17 protein-coding genes and 2 pseudogenes are annotated in these 18053 nt (G+C 60.9%); 7 read left to right on the top strand and 12 right to left on the bottom strand.

Features of this window, described 5'->3' with window-relative positions; genetic code table 11:
* Nucleotides 1-410: 410 nt before the first annotated feature.
* The 9 genes and pseudogenes from A6V37_RS24210 to A6V37_RS24165 form a co-directional block, all read right to left on the bottom strand.
* Nucleotides 411-932 (bottom strand): annotated as a pseudogene (locus tag A6V37_RS24210) (ATP-binding protein); the annotation flags it as partial.
* Nucleotides 933-1394: 462 nt separating this feature from the next.
* Entirely contained in the window at nt 1395-1697 is a 303-nt protein-coding gene (locus A6V37_RS24205; RefSeq protein ID WP_131799897.1) for a hypothetical protein, read from the bottom strand.
* A 431-nt stretch (nt 1698-2128) separates the two neighbouring features.
* Complete coding sequence (locus A6V37_RS24195) at nt 2129-2467, bottom strand: DUF3579 domain-containing protein (RefSeq protein WP_100249410.1); 339 nt, start codon at nt 2465-2467, stop codon at nt 2129-2131.
* Entirely contained in the window at nt 2464-4089 is a 1626-nt protein-coding gene (locus A6V37_RS24190; RefSeq protein WP_064269455.1) for a methyl-accepting chemotaxis protein, read from the bottom strand. The genes A6V37_RS24195 and A6V37_RS24190 overlap by 4 nt, the downstream gene beginning before the upstream one ends.
* Before the next feature lie 113 nt (nt 4090-4202).
* Nucleotides 4203-5333, bottom strand: a complete 1131-nt coding sequence (locus A6V37_RS24185; protein ID WP_064269499.1) for a porin — start codon at nt 5331-5333, stop codon at nt 4203-4205.
* 192 nt (nt 5334-5525) lie between these two features.
* Nucleotides 5526-6200, bottom strand: coding sequence for a response regulator (locus tag A6V37_RS24180; RefSeq protein WP_064269454.1), 675 nt, complete (start codon nt 6198-6200; stop codon nt 5526-5528).
* A 421-nt stretch (nt 6201-6621) separates the two neighbouring features.
* The gene (locus A6V37_RS24175; protein ID WP_064269453.1) at nt 6622-7482 is read right to left on the bottom strand and encodes an ABC transporter permease; all 861 of its coding nucleotides are present in this window, start codon (nt 7480-7482) and stop codon (nt 6622-6624) included.
* Between the two features lie 39 nt (nt 7483-7521).
* Complete coding sequence (locus A6V37_RS24170) at nt 7522-8319, bottom strand: ABC transporter ATP-binding protein (protein WP_064269452.1); 798 nt, start codon at nt 8317-8319, stop codon at nt 7522-7524.
* 100 nt (nt 8320-8419) lie between these two features.
* Nucleotides 8420-9433 carry an ABC transporter substrate-binding protein gene (locus A6V37_RS24165; protein WP_064269451.1) on the bottom strand — a complete coding sequence of 338 codons (1014 nt, stop codon included), beginning with the start codon at nt 9431-9433 and terminating at the stop codon, nt 8420-8422.
* A gap of 693 nt (nt 9434-10126) precedes the next feature.
* Between A6V37_RS24165 and A6V37_RS24160 the strand changes: the two genes are divergently transcribed.
* The 3 genes and pseudogenes from A6V37_RS24160 to A6V37_RS24155 form a co-directional block, all read left to right on the top strand.
* Entirely contained in the window at nt 10127-10408 is a 282-nt protein-coding gene (locus A6V37_RS24160; protein ID WP_064269450.1) for a hypothetical protein, read from the top strand.
* Between the two features lie 49 nt (nt 10409-10457).
* A complete protein-coding gene (locus A6V37_RS39430; protein ID WP_075643547.1) occupies nt 10458-10709 on the top strand; it encodes a hypothetical protein in 252 nt (83 codons plus the stop codon).
* Nucleotides 10710-10861: 152 nt separating this feature from the next.
* Nucleotides 10862-11467: pseudogene (locus A6V37_RS24155) on the top strand (2-hydroxycarboxylate transporter family protein); the annotation flags it as partial.
* A 512-nt stretch (nt 11468-11979) separates the two neighbouring features.
* Here the strand turns inward: A6V37_RS24155 and A6V37_RS24150 are convergent.
* The gene (locus A6V37_RS24150) at nt 11980-13641 is read right to left on the bottom strand and encodes a Na/Pi cotransporter family protein (protein WP_064286412.1); all 1662 of its coding nucleotides are present in this window, start codon (nt 13639-13641) and stop codon (nt 11980-11982) included.
* Between the two features lie 90 nt (nt 13642-13731).
* Nucleotides 13732-13989 (bottom strand): hypothetical protein, encoded by a 258-nt coding sequence (locus tag A6V37_RS40930; RefSeq protein WP_131799955.1) that lies wholly within the window; start codon nt 13987-13989, stop codon nt 13732-13734.
* Nucleotides 13990-14222: 233 nt separating this feature from the next.
* On the opposite strand from A6V37_RS40930, the gene phoU reads away from it, so the two are divergent.
* Entirely contained in the window at nt 14223-14930 is a 708-nt protein-coding gene (gene phoU, locus A6V37_RS24140) for a phosphate signaling complex protein PhoU (protein WP_064286411.1), read from the top strand.
* 48 nt (nt 14931-14978) lie between these two features.
* On the opposite strand, the gene A6V37_RS24135 is transcribed toward phoU, so the two are convergent.
* On the bottom strand, nt 14979-15326 hold the full coding sequence (locus A6V37_RS24135) for a hypothetical protein (RefSeq protein WP_064271314.1): 348 nt from the start codon (nt 15324-15326) through the stop codon (nt 14979-14981).
* 339 nt (nt 15327-15665) lie between these two features.
* On the opposite strand from A6V37_RS24135, the gene A6V37_RS24130 reads away from it, so the two are divergent.
* From A6V37_RS24130 to A6V37_RS24120, 3 genes are all read left to right on the top strand, one after another.
* Complete coding sequence (locus A6V37_RS24130; RefSeq protein WP_082902879.1) at nt 15666-16100, top strand: NUDIX hydrolase; 435 nt, start codon at nt 15666-15668, stop codon at nt 16098-16100.
* Nucleotides 16101-16326: 226 nt separating this feature from the next.
* Complete coding sequence (locus A6V37_RS24125; RefSeq protein ID WP_064271315.1) at nt 16327-16599, top strand: hypothetical protein; 273 nt, start codon at nt 16327-16329, stop codon at nt 16597-16599.
* Between the two features lie 219 nt (nt 16600-16818).
* Nucleotides 16819-18053: Na/Pi cotransporter family protein (locus A6V37_RS24120; RefSeq protein WP_244174050.1), on the top strand; the 1235-nt coding region annotated here is incomplete at its 3' end.

Raw genomic sequence — 18053 nt, 5'->3', positions numbered from 1 at the left:
AGCAAACGGCGAGCGCCGTCCCCTCCCTCCGAACCCGGTGTGCAGTTTTCCCGCGACGGGCTCTCCAGTCAGTTGTTTCCGCATCGGGATTGGCGCGCCAATCGAAGGGCCTCGAACATCGTGAACAGCCCAAGATTAGCGAAGAAAGCATTCGGCCATCGCGTGTGATCACGAAGACAGCGCCCCTGATCCGGACGATGGATCTGTCGGTGCAAGATCGCTCGCAGACGGCGACTGTCCGCGCCGACTGAATTTTGGGCCGGGGTGGAGACCGGTCTGAAGCAGAACCGGTTGTGGATAAGCCTATGGGTTTTCGGGTTGTTTGTCCTCCTGTGTATGAGGATGTGTTGCGTGGGGGAAGCTGTGAAGGGCGTAGCCCGTAGCAGATTCCCCCGCGCGGCCGGCGACGATCAGTCGGACTCGGAAGCACTTGCGGCGTCGCCTTTGCGCGCCGCTTCACGCGACCGGATGCGCTTCTTTGCGCTGGCGCTGCTATGCCGGAAACGGTAGCTTTCGTTGCCGGTCTCTACGATGTGGCAGTGGTGCGTCAGCCGATCGAGCAATGCCGTGGTCATCTTTGCGTCGCCGAACACACTGGACCATTCGGCAAAGTCCAGATTCGTCGTCACCGCAACGCTCGTGTGCTCGTACAGGCGACGCAGCAGGTGGAATAGCAACGCCCCGCCGGCCTGGCTGAAGGGCAAATATCCGAGTTGGTCCAGAATGACCAGATCAAGGCGCAGCAGGCTCGCCGCGATCCTCCCGGCGCGTCCCTGCGCCTTCTCCGGCTCCAGTGCATTGGCCAGATCCACGGTCAAGAAGAAGCGCACCCGCTTGCCGTGGTGCATGTTGCCAGACACGCCGATGGCGGTCGCCAGATGTGTTTTGCCCGAGCCGGGTCCACCGACCAGAACCATGTTGTGCGCACCCTCGGTGGTGCCTCCTGACTGACGGTTCACCCCGGCGACGCGCAGGAATTCGGCACCGCCAGCCGTCGCACGGTGCGAGATGAGACGCCAGTTCCGCAAGCGCAACATATTGAACTTACGCGAACTGTTAAAAACCTCGTTAGATGAGATGCACCAGAACGGCTGTCAGGCCCAGACCATAAGGTGGGCAGCCGGTTGCTTCACGCAGGAAAGGGGGCACGCTGTCACAAGTGCTGCCTGGGTAGACAGAGATAGGTGCGAAGCGGACTGACTCGGGAGCAGTCGGGTTGGCAGGGACGGTCGAAACGTGCACCCGGTTTTACGGATGGTGATTCGGCAAGGCCATTGATCTAAATGACCATGCCGCCACGGTTCGACAGGACAGGCGACGTGTGTGCGGGGTGAACAGCGGTGACGCGAGTTCGGCAGACAGTTTTCGCAAGGAAAGTACGACAACCCCGATGCTCAGTTCACAGGCTCGCACCTCACGACGGGCGCCGTATAGGGTGACGGGTATTCCGATTTGGGGCCGCTCAACACGCGCAGGCGCTGCGTGGCTAGCACCTCGGCCTTGCGCTGATCGCTCAGGTCAAGCGCAGTGTTTGAGACGCGCGCGGCATCCGCAGGCTCATTCACGGCACACTGCACCGTTTTACCGTCGGGCAGACGTACCGTTGTCTCGTACGTGTAGTCGGGCTGCGCGGCCAGGCAGGCAGTGCTGCAAACAGTCACTGCAATCAGCACGATATGCTTTGCAGGATCTTTCACTTTCCTCTCCACAAAAAACGACATACTCGTTTGACCCGTTCTCGCTCGGGCCGTTCGGCTCGTTTGGGGAAAGACCGTTCTATAGGACACTCGGTTTTCGCGACGACCCCGCAGAGAAGTAGCGAGCCGACGACTCAATCTCCAGGAGCCGCGCGCCGGCCTCGAGCGCCACGTTTCTCCAGGCGGTGCGCGTAACATGCAACGAATTGACTGAGTCCACAACCGCATCGCATCCGGCGAGAATGAGCAACAAAATGCACGTGAGGAAACCGACGCAAACGCGCCACATTGCCGCTAGAGCGTTCATCGCGCCTCTTCGCATCTGGCCCGGCTATGAGTTGAACCGCCAGTCGCCACTGCAGGTCGCGCCGCGGCGGGTTCCACCGATTGCCCGGCCCACGCACGAACGCGTCGCACCTTTGCGGCGCAAGTCAGTCGGCAGGAGCCGGACCTGACTGGCCAGCCCCGTCGCCGGGCGGGAAACGAACCTCCACTGGCAGATCATTGTCTTCGGCAAACCGGGCAACGAAGTCAAAGGCTTCCGGACAAACGCTTCGGAGTTCACCGGACACAATCAGGCATTTGATGCCAGCGTCGACGACAGGCATGGCGAGGCGCGTCGAGGCAATATGAATGCCGGGCCGACGCTCCCCGACGAACAGGATGATAACGCCCATCAGACGCTCGGCCCAGTCGCCCGGGCGGAAGACTGTCCGGTGGCGCGTGAGGCCACTGATCAGATAAGTTTCGTTTCTGTCGGCTGCCGTCATGCGTCTACGATCGATGGCCCGGACGCCATCCAGTTCTGCCTGCCGGGTTCCACTGCCGACGGCATGTCTGTTTCAGCCAGCCGGAACACGGCCACCGCGTGATCGAGCGCGCGTGCCTGTTCTTCAAGCGACATAGCCGCCGCTGCGGCCTGCTCGACCAGTGCTGCGTTCTGTTGGGTCGCGTTATCCATCTGTGTCACGGCGCGATTGATCTGATCGATGCCGCGCGACTGTTCTTCCGAGGCCACGCTGATTTCGCTGACGATGCCGGTAACGTTGCGGGCCGCTGCGACGATTTCGGTCATTGTGTCGCCAGCGCGAGCCGCCAGGTGGGCACCGTTCTTCACCTTCGCAACCGAATCGCCGATCAGCTCCCTGATTTCCTTCGCTGCAGCGGCCGAACGTTGCGCGAGCGCGCGGACTTCTCCCGCGACCACCGCGAATCCGCGCCCTTCCTCGCCGGCACGCGCAGCTTCGACGGCTGCATTCAGCGCGAGGATGTTGGTCTGGAACGCGATGCCCTCGATCGCGCCAATGATGTCGACAATCCGGTTTGAACTCGATGACATGTCCGCGATCACATCGACAACCTGACTGACGACCTCGCCCCCCCGTGCCGCGACTTCCGACGCGTTTTCGGCAAGCGCGCTGGCCTGCCGCGCGTTGTCGGCGTTTTGCCGAACGGTCGCAGTCAACTCTTCCATGCTCGATGCGGTCTCTTCCAGAGTCGCCGCCTGCTGTTCGGTACGTATCGACAGATCGCCATTTCCACTCGCGATTTCACGTACGCCGTGTGTGATCGACGCCGTTCCGCGCCGCACCTGTCCCACGGCGGCAGCAAGCCCCGCCTGCATTCGCGCAAGCGCAGCCATCAAACGGCCCATCTCGTTGGCGCGCAGCTTATCGATCGCGCTTGTCAGATCTCCAGCCGCGATGCGCTCGAAATGATGAATTGCCTCGTCAATGGGTCGCACGATCGACGCCGTCAACGCGAAACGTGCGAACAGGCCCAGTACGATCGCAGCGGATCCGATCGCGCCGAAGAGCCAGAGCAGCATATGAAAATGGTGTTGCGCTGACGCGAAACTCGCCTTTTGCTGCTCTGCCTGAAAATCCTCCAGCGCGAGCTCGGCGCTCCGGTAGTCACTGAAAAGAGTGTCAGGTGCCTGACGCTGCGTCGTGCGAAAAGACATGAAATCGTTCTGGTCGAGCGCCGCAATTTCAGGTGCAAGTGCCTGCTTCATCAATTGCTCGCGCTTCGCTCGCAGCGCGTCGGCCAGCTTCCTCTCAACCTCATTCGAAGGCGGTTGTGCCGCATAACCGGCCAGTTCGCGATCGCTGCTCGTCTGCTCGGCATGCACCCTTGCGAGCACTGCGTCAGTCGGTCTGCCCTGCGCGACGAGCGTTTCGAACGCACCGAGATCGACGCGCACCTGCAGAAGCGCGTCACTGCTGGCGGACAGGTGTCGCAGCGACGACGTTTCCTGGCGGTACATCCTGTCGAGCGCCGTGTTGGCCGCCTTCAGACCCGCAATCGACGTTGCGATCACGAGCATCAGCGCTCCCGTATAACCAGCGATGGTGATGGTCAGAGCGACCCGGATAGTGATATTTCTGAACATGGATGTCTTCCTCGACCCGCTGAGCAGAAAAAAAGCGGCAAGCGGATAAATCCGCCGCCGCAAATTGGAGGAAATCGATCAAAAAGATCTACTGCGAGGAGCTGATGCCAGAATCAGAAGCGGGTGCGGATACCCGTGGCCACTTCGAGCTGGTTGTTGTGACCAAACGTGGTCGACACCGTATAGCCACCATGCAGTTTCATGTAGTCGGCGGCCAGATACACCTCTGTGCGCTTCGAGAGGTGGTAGAAAGCTGACGCGTAGAGCGTCTCCTTGTAGCCGTTGTGAACCGTCGTGGCTGTCGTGTCGAATGCGCCGGAGTTGGCATTCGGGATGTTGCCGTCGCTGTTGTACGCGGCGTTCTTCACATGCATCTGCTGATAGCCGAGTTCATAGTCGAACGGACCCTTTGGTGCGAGCTTGAAGGACACCGTCCAAGCATTGTCCTCCCGATCCGGCAGCGAGCCCTGCTTGCCCGTGTAATGGAAGTAGCCGGCGTTGATACGGCCGATGCCGAAACGATAGTCGCCTCCCACCGAGTACGTCTGATCGGTGAAGCCGCCGTTGTTCGTGTGGCTGTAGAAGCCGCCGATGGAGGCCGGCCCAACGTTCCAGCCGAGCGCGGCCTGATAGCCCGAGCCGTTGGCGAACTGCGTCGAGTTGCTGAACTGATAGCCGGCGGCCGCATAGATGCCATTGCTGAACAGCTTGCGCCACTGGATGCCGTTCTCGGAACGCGTGCCGGTCGGGCCAGCCGCGTAGAACACCAGTTGCTTGAAGTTGTTGGAGTTGGTGTAGGCACCTTCGTTCGTCGAGAACTGCGCGCTGGTGTACGGGTCGGCGTAAAGGCCCGAAAAGTCCTTCGCAATGGTGTCCTGGAAGCCCGCCGTCACCTCCCCGATCGTGGGGTTCTCGATGCCGACCCAGGAGTCACGGTCGAAGAGCTGGCCCGGATCTTCCATCTGGCCGTTCGCAGCGACGAATTCGCTCTCCAACTTGAAAATGATCTTGTTGCCGCCACCGATGTCCTCAGCCCCCTTCAGACCCCAGCGGCTGCCGCTGAACCACGGCTCGCCGTCGTGGCCCATGCCGATCACGTGCTTGCCAGCTGCGTCGGCATTCGTCGTGTAGGCGAGGGCGCTCAAATCGATGAGGCCATAGAGTTGCACGCTCGACTGGGCGTGCGCGCCGCTCGCCGCCAGGGCGCCTGCGGCGACGGCCAATGTCAGATACTTTTGCTTCAAGGTCATCTCCTCTGATTACTGCATTGAAATTTTTTTCTCGTTGCCCGCTGCAAATGCGATCTGGACACCCGGATGACAGTCCCGTTCAGTCAATGAGTGCCATCCTAGTGACCCCAATCCTTCAGGCAGCTTTCCCGTACCATTCGCACAACTAAGTGCATTCACGGATATACGCTTCGAATTTGGCATCCGCTACGCCGCATCCCCGCTGCGCAAGATGTAGCCAAGCCCACGCAAAGTCACAATCTGTGCGCTCGACAGGGCCAGGTGCCTGCGCAAACGGTGAATATAGATGTCGATAGCATCCGCGCTCGGTTCGTCGTCGAGACTGAACACGCTTTCCATCAGAGTGGTCTTCGAGACTGTTTTCCCCTGTCTCAGCATCAGGGCTTCGAGGATGGTGTGCTCACGAGGTCGCAACGCCAGCGGCTGGTTGTTATGACGGAAGTCACGCGTGTCGGGCATGTACTGCAGGTCGCCACAAACGAGACAGCCCGACATGGCGCCTGCCTGCCTGCGGATCAGCGCCTTGATACGCGCCACCAGTTCCCGTGCATCGAATGGCTTGACGACATAATCGTCGGCGCCCGCGCTAAAACAGTCGACCTTGTCGTCGGTCGACCCATGCGCGGTCAGGATCAGTACTGGCACCTTGTCGCCACGACGGCGCAGTCGTGCCAGCACGTCCTTGCCGTTCATGGCTGGCAGCTGGATGTCCAGCAGTACCACGTCGTAGCATTGAGCCGCCAGCACCCTGTCTGCGCTTTCGCCGTCGCCCACGCAATCGATCGCGAAGTTTTCACCTCGCAGCAGGTTGACAATCCAGTGCGCGAGCTCCGCGTTGTCTTCCACGAGCAGCAGCTTCATCGCCTTTCCTCAATCGCGCGACGCGCGCACGCTAACCGTGGTGGGGGCCAATATGCTCAACCTCCTGTACCGGCCCACACCGTGCCAGCATGAGACCAGGCAACCCGTGGACATTTGACAACCCGAGCCCGCCGTGCCCGACGGTCGGCCGTGCCGCGATGAATGCGATCGAACCCATGCGTGTCTCCGCAGGAATACCCGCACCGCTCGACCCACCTCACGACCCGGTCGCCCGACGGCGACCCGAATGTCTTCAGCACTGCAGCGAACTCGTCAGGGCCAGTGCCCTTCTGCGCCGGCATCGCCACCCGACGTTCACGCCAATGACAGCAAGGCGACGCGCCTCACCAGACTGCCGGTCTGCGGCATCGTGACGCTCTGCCCCTTTCGCTCCAGCGGCGATCATCCCTTCTCCTGGACCTCAGAATGCCGCAGGTCGCCACTTCAGTAGACGCCTTTCCAGCGCGGTAAGCAGATAGTCGGCCGTGAGCGCTACCACCGCGAGCACGATCATCGCTGCAAACACGCCGCTCGCGTTGAATGCCCCTTGCGCTGTCGAGATCAGCAAGCCGATGCCTTGCTTCGAGCCGAGGAATTCGCCGACTACCGCACCGACCAGCGCGAAACCGAAGCTCACGTGCAGGCTTGCCAGAATCCATGACAGCGCTGACGGAATCACCACTGATGTGGTCAACTGACGCTTCGAGGCACCCAGGATCTGCGCATTCGCAATCATGTAGCGGTCGGCTTCACGCACACCCTGGAACGCATTACCGAATACCACGAAGAACACCATCACGACCGCCAGCGCGACCTTCGAGGCCATGCCCAGACCAAGCGCGATCACGAACACCGATCCCAGCACCACGCGCGGAATCGAGTTGGCGATCTGGATGTAAATGCTGAACACGTCGGAGAGCAGCTTATTGCGACCCAGCACGACGCCACAGACGATGCCACCAACCGCACCGATGAGAAAGCCGATGCCGGTTTCTTCGAGCGTGACCCAGACCTGCTGCAGCAGTGGGCCCTGCGAGGTGCCGTTCACGAACCAGTCCACGATCTGCGCGAAAATCGCCGACGGCATCGAGAAAAAGAACGGATCGATCCATTTATGCCGTCCGCCGATCTCCCATCCACCCAGCACGACGACCAGCACCAGTACCCGCAGGGCGATGATCAGAGCATGCCGCTGGCGCAACCTGCGTTGTGCGATTTTTTCAACAGTTGCCAGCGACGCGCTATCGAAGCCCGCCTGCAGTGCGTATTCAGGAGTTGCCATGAATGTTGTTCCGAAGTCAGGTTTATCAGGCGATCTACGTCAGGCGATCTGCACTTCTTCGCGCAGGTCATGCCAGATATCGCGCGAAATTTCGATGAAGCGCGGCTCGTAGCGAACTTCCGACGTGATCCGCGGGCGCGGAAGATCAATCTCATAGACCTTCTTCAAAGTCGCGGGCCGCGCGCTCAGCACGAACACGCGATCAGCCAGCGCGATCGCTTCTTCCAGATCGTGCGTGACGAACACTACCGACCCCGAATTAGCCGACCACAGCTGCAGCAGTTCGTCCTGCATCAGCGTGCGGGTCTGCATGTCGAGCGCCGAGAACGGCTCGTCCATCAGCAGGATTTCCGGTTTGTTGATGAAGGTCTGTGCGAGCGCGACGCGCTTGCGCATCCCGCCCGACAACTGATGCGGATAGTGCTTACCAAACTTCTCGAGCCCGACGCGACGCAGCCATTCATTGGCCTCGTCGTGCGCTGCTGATTTCGAACGGCCACGATACAGCGGCCCCGCCGCGACGTTATCGAGCACGGATCGCCACGGGAAAACCGCATCGGCCTGGAACACGAAGCCGATGCGAGGATCGATGCCGTCGACCGGCGCGCCCATCACGCGCACTTCACCGGTCGTCGGCCTCAGGAGCCCGGTAATCATGCTGAGCGTGGTCGACTTGCCGCAACCGGTCGGTCCGACGATGGCGACGAACTCGCCCTTCGCGACCGCCATGCTGAAGTCGCGCAACGCGATTGTCGCCTTGCCGTCGGGAGAAATGAAACGGCACGACACCGAGCGAAACTCGATTACCGGTGCGTTCGGAGAAACAACTTGGTTCATCTGTACATCCGTGAAGATGGCCGGTACCGCGAACGCGGTACCGGAAGCGTAACGAAGCCGGCTGCATCAGGCACAGAGACGCAACCGGCAGGCTGCTGACTTATTTCACGCCAACGAACTCGTTGGTATAGGTTTTCGCCAGCTCAATATGTTTGCCCTTGACCGACGGATTGAACGCCGACAACACCTTGAGCACGGTCGTCGGTCCATCGGCCGGCATCTTGCCATCCGTCGTGAACATCGGCAGCGAGGCTTTCAGCGCACTCACGTAAAGCGGTTTATCCTTCTGATAGTCGTCGGGCATCTTTGCGGCGATTTCTTCCGCGCTATGCGTGTGGATGAACTGCATTGTGCGAACGAACGCGTGCGCGAGCTTCGCTGCTTCAGCCTTGTGCGAATCGGCCCATGCCGCCTGCACATAGAGGCTCGACGCCGGGTAGGTGCCGCCCAACGCCGCCTTCGTGCCTTCGACCGAGCGCATGTCGACCAGCACATTGGCGTCACCGGACTTCAGCAATGCGGACACGGTGGGCTCCGTCGTCATGCCCGCGTCGATACGACTCTGCTTGATCGCCGCGATGAAGCTGGCGTCAGCGCCGACCGGCAGCATTGTGTATTCCGTCGACTGGATGCCGTGTTGGCCGGCGAGGTATTGCGTGAGAAAACTGGTCGATGATCCGAGACCGGTAACGCCGAGCGTCTTGCCCTTCACGTCGGCCATCGATTTGACTGTGTCGGCGGCCTTGGTCGAAACCATTTCCACTTCACCCGGCACCTGTCCGAACACGACAATCGCCTTGACGTCCTTGCCTTTGGTTTGCAGATCGATCGTATGGTCATAGAATCCGACGACAGCCTGGACGGCGCCGGCCAGCAATTCGTTCTCCGCATCAACCCCGGCAGGCTGCGACAGCAGTTCGACGTCGAGCCCTTCATCCTTGAAATAGCCGAGTTGCTCGGTCAGGCGCGCGGGCAGGTAGATCAGCTTCGTGATGCCGCCAACCATGATCGTGATCTTCCCGCTGTCGGCGGCTGTCGCGTGCTGCGACGCAAGACCGAACAGCAGGCTGGAAGCAACGGCGATATGGCGCAGCGTGCGAAAGCTAGGGGTCATCGATAGTCTCCATTATTGTCCGGTGCGGCGGAATGCCGCCCGTCTGCATCGATGGAGGCGATTCTAGGGGACCGATTCCTTCTGCCGACTTACACGGGGATGGGTTTTCCATACGGGATTTCCATGAGGACCAGACAGCTTGCCATTCAAAGACCGCCCTTCCAGCTTTGATGACTTGCTTCGATAACTTTCAAGGGCGCAGCGAAAGACAGTGTCCCCGCCGCGGCCCAAAAGCCGGCTCCGCAGGTTGACGATGTTGGCGAAGAAGACGCCTTCACGCTCCTGTGACCCAAGTTTTTGTGTCGGCACTTTTGCGCCCATGCATCGCTTGATGCATGAGATCTGCGCTTCAGAGGCGGACACGCTTCCCTCTTGCGTCACTAACTCGTCGACGTGGCAGTGCCGACATCCGTCGTTGCGGTTGCGGCGGAGAAGCGGGTTAACACCCATGACTTGGCGGCGGCACAGAAAGCTTGCAGAAGGTGTCCGCTTTCTACAATCCGTTTCAATCATCCAGAGAGCGCCACGTATTTGAAATGCGGCGTCACCCCGTATGCGTTGCCAGAGGTTTATCTACCATGCGGCAGCGGAGAAACAGTGGTGGACGGATGCTATTTCCCTGCGATGTGTCACGTAGCGCCGGAATCATTGCATGGCGCAGGCCCGCATTTAGCGTCATCTGTGGAAGCAGCCATGAAAGATACCGAATTGGAACGGTGGCCGTTTGCGGCCCTTGTGTGTGTCTGTCTCGGCGGTCTGATGTTGAAGGCATGCGCGTTCGGGCAATGCGCGTCAACTCTTGCTGGCGTGCCAGTTCCTACATGTGGCGACTTTCTGGTCTTTCTCGGAGGCATTGGAAGTGTCGGACTCCTTTGTAGCAAGCTCTTCGGTCCGACCAAGGTTGAGAGTACGCTTTTTTGGGTCTTCCTGACGGGGATCATCGGCGCTGCGATCCTGTTTTGCAATGGGGCGTGAAGGAAGCCATGTACATAGCGCGAATCATTAATCGACGCAGGAGGTGTCGATGACCGATGTCAGAATGTCTTTGCGAGCGGCCATCGACAAATGGGTCGGACCTACGGCAGCGCATCCCATTTTGGTCGTCCGTCATGGTCATGGACGATCGAGGCGTTACGTGCACGTCGAACTCTCTCGATCGCAGGCGGCGCACGTAATCTTCTTTTTTCGTCACGACAACGGCAACTGGAATGTATTCCCGCCAGACACCCGGCGCCCTTCGATGAACAACTTGCAATACGGGTTGCGTGACGGGTGAGGACGTCCAAATGGGCTTCGCATCCGTAGATGATCTGTCGCATGCGTGCCGACGACACCAGTAGGATCCACTGACCAGATCAAAGCTCCGCGCGCTCACTGGAACGCTTCGCGGCAATACACCACCGGCCTTCAACCGCAAGAAAACACTTCATGCAAACGAGTTCACACACCTCAACGCCCGCACCGGCGTCGGCGCAGCAACCCGGGATCAGGCCCCGCTTCTGGCCCGAGGGCTGGTGGAAGCTGATGGAATATCGGATCGGCATCATTCCGTTGCCGGTCTACGTGATCCTGCTCGCGCTGATCGCCGGATTCGCGATCACCGGCAAGGTGCCCGGCGAGATCTCGATGGCAATCGCTGTATTGGCCTTCTTCGGCTTCACCTGCGCGGAGATCGGCAAGCGTCTGCCGATCGTGCGCAATATCGGCGCCGCCGCGATCTTCGCGACCTTCATTCCGTCCGCGCTGAGCTACTACCATCTGTTGCCCAGGCCGATCCTCACGCTCACCACGGATTTCACGAAATCGACCAATTTCCTGTATCTGTTCATTGCGTCGATCATCGTTGGCAGCATTCTGAGCATGGACCGGCGCGTGCTGATTCAGGGCTTCATCAAGATCTTCGTTCCGCTCGCGCTCGGCTCGATTGCGGCCGGTATCGTCGGGACGCTGGTCGGTACGGCGCTCGGGCTCGGTGCACACCATACGTTCTTTTATGTAGTGGTGCCGATCATGGCGGGCGGCATCGGCGAAGGGTGCGACAATAATTTTGTCAACTGGGCGCCGAAACCTATGGTCGAGCCGCTTCAGCCTTGCCAGTTTATGGTGCTTCGCGGTGTGAAATAATTGTGTCAACGGTAAAACCCAAGTCCTGCGTCGATCCAAGACGCGTCGAAGCAATGACTCAGTCCGAATTCGACTTGGGAACAAGCCGTCACGTTCGACATCGCAGGCGACGAACATGGATGGCATCAAGATAGAAATCGGGGCTATTCCTCATAAGCCTTGAAACTACAATAAGAACTACGATTTATCTCTGCCTGAGGACAAACCTCCTGCCTCGGCGTCCCGCGATGCGAGCGGAGTATCAATTGCAAGTCGTGCCGCCGTTGGCGTGTCGGGTAGATGCATATGATGGGTGCCCCGGGACACTGGGAGGAGTGGCGAACGACAGGGTCCGCTGTGGCCGAAGAAGGTGCCCTTACCCTGGCTCTCTTGCCCGCGGACCGTCCCGGCTGTATGTGCGGTGTCAGCGCTCCTTTTCGCGACTACATCTCGTTCGCGGCAATGCGGCTTGGCAACAGCGCGCCCGTGCGCTCGAGGACCGGGTACGCGGCTGCGGCCACAATATGCGAATTGATGAGCTTCAGATCACGAAGCAGATCGAGGTGCAGCGCACTGGTCTGGGCGCTGTCGATGCGACCGGCGCGCAGCCGCTCAAAGTGCGAGGCCGTCGCGGCAGACTCCGCTTCCCTGAAGGCCACCTTTTCGTCGGCCAGCATGTGTGCTGTACGTGGATCCTCTGTCATGAACAGGGAAGCTGCGGTACGCAGGTTGGTCATCAGGCGGTCCATCATGGCCAGCAGGTCCGCTTCCCCTTCCTTCGAAAACGCGAGGCCGCGCTTCACGCGCTTGCTGGCGTGCGGGAGCAGGTTCAGATCGACCACATCGCCCGCCTGCTCAATGTTGATCACGAAGGTCAGAATCTCGTGCAGACGTCGATGGTCGTTGTCGGCAAGCTGCTCCGGATCGAGCGACGTCAGGTACGTCTTGATCGCTGTATTCAGACTGTCCAGCACATCATCGTGCCGGCGGGTTTCCGCGATCAGTTTCCGGTCGCCCTCTACCAGCGCCGCGCGGGCACCCGCCAGCATCTCACCGAGCACATCGGCCAGCCGCAGGGCCTCACGTGCCGCGTTGCCAAGCGCAACCATCGGAATCTGGCGTGCGGCCGGATCGAGATACAGCGGCCGCGACGGGTCGGCGGGATCAGTGCGCGGGGGCAGAAGCCGTCCTAGCAGGCGCGCGTACGGAGACAGCACCGGCAGGAACAGGCACGCCAGTACCAGGTTGAACAGCGTATGAAAATCGGCCACCACCCGGGCATTGTCCGGTTCAAGCGTGACCATGAGCCGGCCCAGTGGCCCGAGCGCGGCGAGCGCCATTACGATGCCGACGGCCCGCGAGAGCAGATTGCCCAACGGCAGCCGCCTCGAGGCCGGATCGCCGGCGGTGGCCCCCTCCACCAATGGATTGATTGCGGTGCCGAGATTCGCGCCCAGCACCAGCGCGAACGCGGCATCGGGCGGGATCACATTCTGCGCACACAGCGACATGATAAGAAGGACGATCGCGACGCTCGAATGTGCAGCCCAGGTCAGACCCGCCGCCAGCATAACATCGACCACCGGCGCGGTGGATGCGGCACCCAGCAGCATGCGCAGGCTGGGCGCATCCTCGTAGTCCGTCATCAGCCCGAGTAGCTGGTGAAGCGCAAGCAGCATCAGGCCCAGGCCAATCAGCACGCGGCCCAGATCGTGTGCCCGCGTGGTCGACGCCTTACGGAACATCAGCACGCCAATGAGGATCAGCGCCGGCGAGGCAGCTGAAACATCGAACGACAGCACCTGCACGATCAGCGTCGTGCCGACGTTCGCGCCAAGCATGATGGCGAGCGCGGGAACCAGCTCGACCAGGCCGCCGGCAGCAAAACCGGCCGTCATAAGTCCTGTCGCCGTACTGCTCTGCAATACCGCGGTGACGCCCATACCGGCCAGGAAGGCGCCCAGTCGCCCGCGCAGGGCCCGACCGAGCAGTGAGCGAAGGCTGGCACCGAATGCGCGCTGGATACCTGTCTGCACCATGTGGGTACCCCACAGCAGCAGCGCAACCGACCCGGCCAGATCGATCAGCGTCAACGTCCATGTCATGGTTAGCAGTCCTCCGTGCCGGACGACGAGCTCATGTGTCTCTCCGTGCGGGCGCCATACGGCGCGACCCTCAGCCCTCGTGCGCAGCTTCTACTTCGACCTGGGTGGCCGGCCAGTCTTGACCGGCTTGAGGGCCGCGATGGTCGCGAGCATGCGTTCCGTCGGTTCAGACGCCAGCAGAAGCACGGCCGCCCTCAGGACTTCGCTCTTTTTCGCGTCGACCCCCGCGTCGAGACACCGCTGTTTGAGCGCCGCGATCGTTTCGTAATCTGACCTCGGCATCGTGAAGGTGTCCCGCACGACCTTTTCCCGCTTCACCTGCTCCTTGCGGAACCGGGCGACGCGCATGGGGGGCGCTTCAACGGGCGTTGCCTTTCCGGCTTTCTCCATCGTCGACGAACGTCGAACTTTGGTCCTGCCAGTCGAGTCGTCGCCCGCTGGTGACTGATCCGCATCTGTGGCCGGGCGCACAGACGGTCCTTTGCCGCTTCTGTTCCTGGTGGTCTGTGGCTTCATGTTTTTGCGCAGGTTGGACAAACCGTACAAACAGTTTATCCTCTTTCTGGCAAGGAGAGTTTTCAATGCCCGACAAGCACATTTCCAGCAGGTTCGACGCCGACCTTGAGCACCTGTCGTCGAGGTTTTTCGAGATGGGCGGACTGGTCGAATCACAACTGACCGATGCGATGGACGCGCTTGGCCGCTTCGACATGGACCTCGTGGCGAAGGTGGTGGATGAGGAGCATCGACTCAACGCAATGGAAGTCGAGATCGATGCCGAGTGCGGCAACATCATCGCGCGGCGCCAGCCGACTGCATCCGACCTGCGTCAGGTGATGGCCATCTCGAAGGGCATTACTAATCTCGAACGTGCCGGCGATGAGGCACGCAAGATCGCGAAGCGCACGCGGCGAATCGCGCAGGACGGTGCAGGCAGGAACATAAACGTCGCCGATATCCAGTCATCCGGACAGATGGCCGCATCGATCCTCCATCACGCGCTCGCCGCATTTGCCCGACTCGATACGGTAGCGGCAGCCGCAATCATGTCCGAGGACGAGGCGATCGATGACCGCTACCGCGCTTTTGTGCGCAAACTACCAGCGTATATGGCCGGGAATCCTCGCGTCATCGCTTCTGCGCTCGACTACCTGTTCATTGCATCGGCCATCGAACGGATCGGGGATCACGCGAAGAATCTGGCCGAGCTCGTCATCTATGTCGTCAAGGGCACGGATGTGCGCCATGTGTCGCGCGAGCGGCTTGAGCGCGAAGCCCTGGATCATTGAGCACCGGACAGCAGCGGCCCAACGATCGTGCGAAGCGCCGGATGATCGTCACGCCTCTCTGGACGACAGCCCTGCCCGGCGTCGTAGCGTAGCCGGCGAGGGCCGTAATGGCACGACGAAGGCGTCTGCCATGTCCTGGCCAAAAAGATCGTCCACGATCGTGCATGCTGCAAAGTACCCGCCATTCAGGGCGGCAGCCTCGCTATCGAACGCGTGCCCGCCCACATCCCCCAGTCTGAGTTGCGACAATCGGGGCACCACGCTACCCGCCTCGAAAATGCGAACAACAGCTACATAGCCCGGATGAGCCAATGCGCGCTTGGTCGGGCCGCTGCAGAAGTCAGATTCGACTGCGACCTGTAGGGTGAAGCCGTTGTACTCGTATGTCCGTGTCATGGCGTGCTCCGTTGGCTTGCCGTGCTTGCAGGCTCGCATGCCTGACATGGTTTTCAGCCGCGCACAATCGACCGCAATCCCCTTGCAGTCGCCGGCGCATTGTCATAACTATCAAAGTTTATTCTTCGATAGTGCCAAAATGCATGAAAACGCATAATTGTGACATTTTTGTGACGATATAGTGTGCAAAGTACACATCGAATGCCGTTGCAAACCACACCGGATCGCCGTTTGCTGCCAGCGTCGAGGAAAGGCACCGGGTTTGGATCGCGCAACTTCATCGATTCATCGTCCGTGTCGTCATAAAATCGGCGCCTCGCATAAGAGGACAGACTTCGCATGAAAGACAGGGCAACGGTCCTGTGTATCCGGGATGGCCGGGTACTGCTGGTCGCGAGAGCGCGCGCCAGGTGGTCGCTCCCCGGTGGCAGGATCAGGCGCGACGAGACACCTGCTGATGCCGCGCGGCGCGAGCTTGAAGAAGAGACGGGACTTGTTGCGACAGAACTGACCTATCTGTTCTGGTTTGGCGGTCTGGGCACGCTGCACGATGTCTTTCTGGCGGGTGTGCCGTCCGACGCGATCGCACAGCCGAGCAACGAGATTGCGCGATGCCGGTGGTTTGTGCCGTCGAAGATCGCCACACTGTCGGCCAGCGTTCCTACACGTGGCATCGTCGAACTGCTGTTGCCGCATGGACGGATTCAGGTAGTTACGCCATCTGGTCAGACAGGGGCGCCAGCGGGCGGAAGCGTGACCATCGCGGCGAAATAAAAATCCGCTGCGCGTCGAGGACATGCTGCACCTTACCGTCACATGCGTGCAACGGGCGCCTGGCAACCTCGAACCGGTGTGATCGTTGACGAATCCTACCGGCACGTTCAGACGCGGAATCGAACTGCCCCCGCAGGCGTATGCTGGTGTATGAATGGTGGCCAGCTGATGCCTGCGACCGCCTTCGGCACCTCCCGCCAGAGCGCGTGATCCCGCGAGGTGTCACATGAAACGTATGTACGATTATCTCGGATTCGAATTCGAGGTCAGTGTCGAAACGAATCTCACGGTGGCCGATGCCGGCAAATCGCGTGAGGCACCCAGGTATGTGGCGGTCGTGACGATCAGTAAGGCGGGCGAGCCCGTTTCATGTTTCACGCCCCTGCGGCTTGGCGACGTGGATGGCCGCCCGTTCCGGAGCGAAGCAGACGCCCTGATGAGCGGCTTTTCCGCTGGGCGTCGTCTGATCGACGACCTGGGCCGCGGGGACGGCAACTAGCATTCTGCCTGCGCCTCACCGATCTGCTTCACACGCGTGATCCGCACCTCCCTTGTTAGCGGACTCGCCGTGCGCTGACGCACGAATGCCTGCGCCAGTTTTCGCGACAATGGCGTATATTCATCCGACTACCTGCGGCGCTCATGGACGGGTGTGCGGCGCCAGGTTGCAAGTGTGTCGAGCAAACCGGAAATACGACGGCACAACGGGGGCGCAGCCATGCCGACGACATTCACGCTGATCGATCTGGCGGGTTCGATCGCGCTTCTGCTGCTGGGCACGCAGATGGTCCAGACAGGTATGCAGCGGGCATTCGGTGCAAATCTTCAGCCGCTCCTCGCGCGTTCACTACGCAACCGGGGACATGCCTTCCTTGCCGGCGTGGGCGCGACGGCTGTCACGCAAAGCGGTACGGCAACCGGCTCGCTGATAGCCAGCCTGGCCCCAACCGGATGCGTCGACCTCGTTCCGGCGCTTGCCATGATGCTCGGTGCCAACGTCGGTGCGACGCTGATCGTGCAGGTGCTGTCGTTCGACGTGGCGGCGGTCTCGCCGGCACTGATACTCGTCGGCGTATTGATGTTCCGCAGGTCATCGAACGCTCGGGCCCATGATCTGGGCCGTGCGTTCATCGGACTGGGCCTGATGCTGATCGCGCTGCACGAACTGCTCGACCTGATGACGGACTACGAAGACGCGCCCAGCCTGCGCATGCTGCTGGGTGCGGCATCCACCGTGCCGCTGGTGGATGTGCTGCTGGCGGCAAGCCTGAGCTGGGCCGCGAATTCAAACGTCGCTGCCGTGCTGCTGGTCGCGTCGCTCTGCGCCAGAAACGTTGTGCCGCCCGACACCGCATTCGCGCTCGTGCTGGGGGCAAACCTGGGCACCGCAATCAAACCGGTGCTCGAATGGACCGTGCCTGACGATCCTGCAACAAGGCGACCTCCGGTTGGCAATCTTCTCATCCTGGCGACCGGCGTCACGCTCGTGCTCGTTGCACTCGGGCCGATCGGGCGGTTCATGGTCACGATGGAACCCGACAACGCGCGGGTGGTAGCCGACTTCCATACGCTGTTCAATGTGGTCCTGGCCGGGCTGTTCCTGCCACTACTGACTCCGTACGGAAACTTCCTCCGCCAGTTGATGCCGGCGCTCATCAAGGTCACTGACCCGCCCGGCCCGTTCTATGGCAAGCAGACCGGAATGCCCGTTCCGCAGGATGCGCCCCAAGGTGCAACGCGTCCAGCATCGCGCCTCAAGGCCGACCCAGGCGAACTGTTGCTCGAGGTCCGTCAGCGTCTGCGGGAAAACGACCCGGTTTCCCGCAGAGTCGTCCGTCAGCCAAACGACGTTCTGGATGTCGTCGGTCTCAACGAGCCGGCACGGCTGCCATCGCTCGACGCGGTCCGGGATCCAGAGGCGCAACCGCGCGCCGATGCCCGACACGCACCTTC

This window comes from Paraburkholderia ginsengiterrae (assembly GCF_001645125.1).
GTDB classification, from domain to species: domain Bacteria; phylum Pseudomonadota; class Gammaproteobacteria; order Burkholderiales; family Burkholderiaceae; genus Paraburkholderia; species Paraburkholderia ginsengiterrae.
This window is presented reverse-complemented; position numbering and strand designations above follow the sequence as displayed.

What these genes read in the sequence shown, in the direction of transcription:
- A6V37_RS24195 (WP_100249410.1), bottom strand. Translation starts at nt 2,467, where the DNA reads ATGACGGCAGCCGACAGAAACGAAACTTATCTGATCAGTGGCCTCACG.
- A6V37_RS24190 (WP_064269455.1), bottom strand. Translation starts at nt 4,089, where the DNA reads ATGTTCAGAAATATCACTATCCGGGTCGCTCTGACCATCACCATCGCT.
- A6V37_RS24180 (WP_064269454.1), bottom strand. Translation starts at nt 6,200, where the DNA reads ATGAAGCTGCTGCTCGTGGAAGACAACGCGGAGCTCGCGCACTGGATT.
- A6V37_RS24175 (WP_064269453.1), bottom strand. Translation starts at nt 7,482, where the DNA reads ATGGCAACTCCTGAATACGCACTGCAGGCGGGCTTCGATAGCGCGTCG.
- A6V37_RS24170 (WP_064269452.1), bottom strand. Translation starts at nt 8,319, where the DNA reads ATGAACCAAGTTGTTTCTCCGAACGCACCGGTAATCGAGTTTCGCTCG.
- A6V37_RS24165 (WP_064269451.1), bottom strand. Translation starts at nt 9,433, where the DNA reads ATGACCCCTAGCTTTCGCACGCTGCGCCATATCGCCGTTGCTTCCAGC.
- A6V37_RS24160 (WP_064269450.1), top strand. Translation starts at nt 10,127, where the DNA reads ATGAAAGATACCGAATTGGAACGGTGGCCGTTTGCGGCCCTTGTGTGT.
- A6V37_RS39430 (WP_075643547.1), top strand. Translation starts at nt 10,458, where the DNA reads ATGACCGATGTCAGAATGTCTTTGCGAGCGGCCATCGACAAATGGGTC.
- A6V37_RS24150 (WP_064286412.1), bottom strand. Translation starts at nt 13,641, where the DNA reads ATGACATGGACGTTGACGCTGATCGATCTGGCCGGGTCGGTTGCGCTG.
- A6V37_RS40930 (WP_131799955.1), bottom strand. Translation starts at nt 13,989, where the DNA reads ATGCGCGTCGCCCGGTTCCGCAAGGAGCAGGTGAAGCGGGAAAAGGTC.
- phoU (WP_064286411.1), top strand. Translation starts at nt 14,223, where the DNA reads ATGCCCGACAAGCACATTTCCAGCAGGTTCGACGCCGACCTTGAGCAC.
- A6V37_RS24135 (WP_064271314.1), bottom strand. Translation starts at nt 15,326, where the DNA reads ATGACACGGACATACGAGTACAACGGCTTCACCCTACAGGTCGCAGTC.
- A6V37_RS24130 (WP_082902879.1), top strand. Translation starts at nt 15,666, where the DNA reads ATGAAAGACAGGGCAACGGTCCTGTGTATCCGGGATGGCCGGGTACTG.
- A6V37_RS24125 (WP_064271315.1), top strand. Translation starts at nt 16,327, where the DNA reads ATGAAACGTATGTACGATTATCTCGGATTCGAATTCGAGGTCAGTGTC.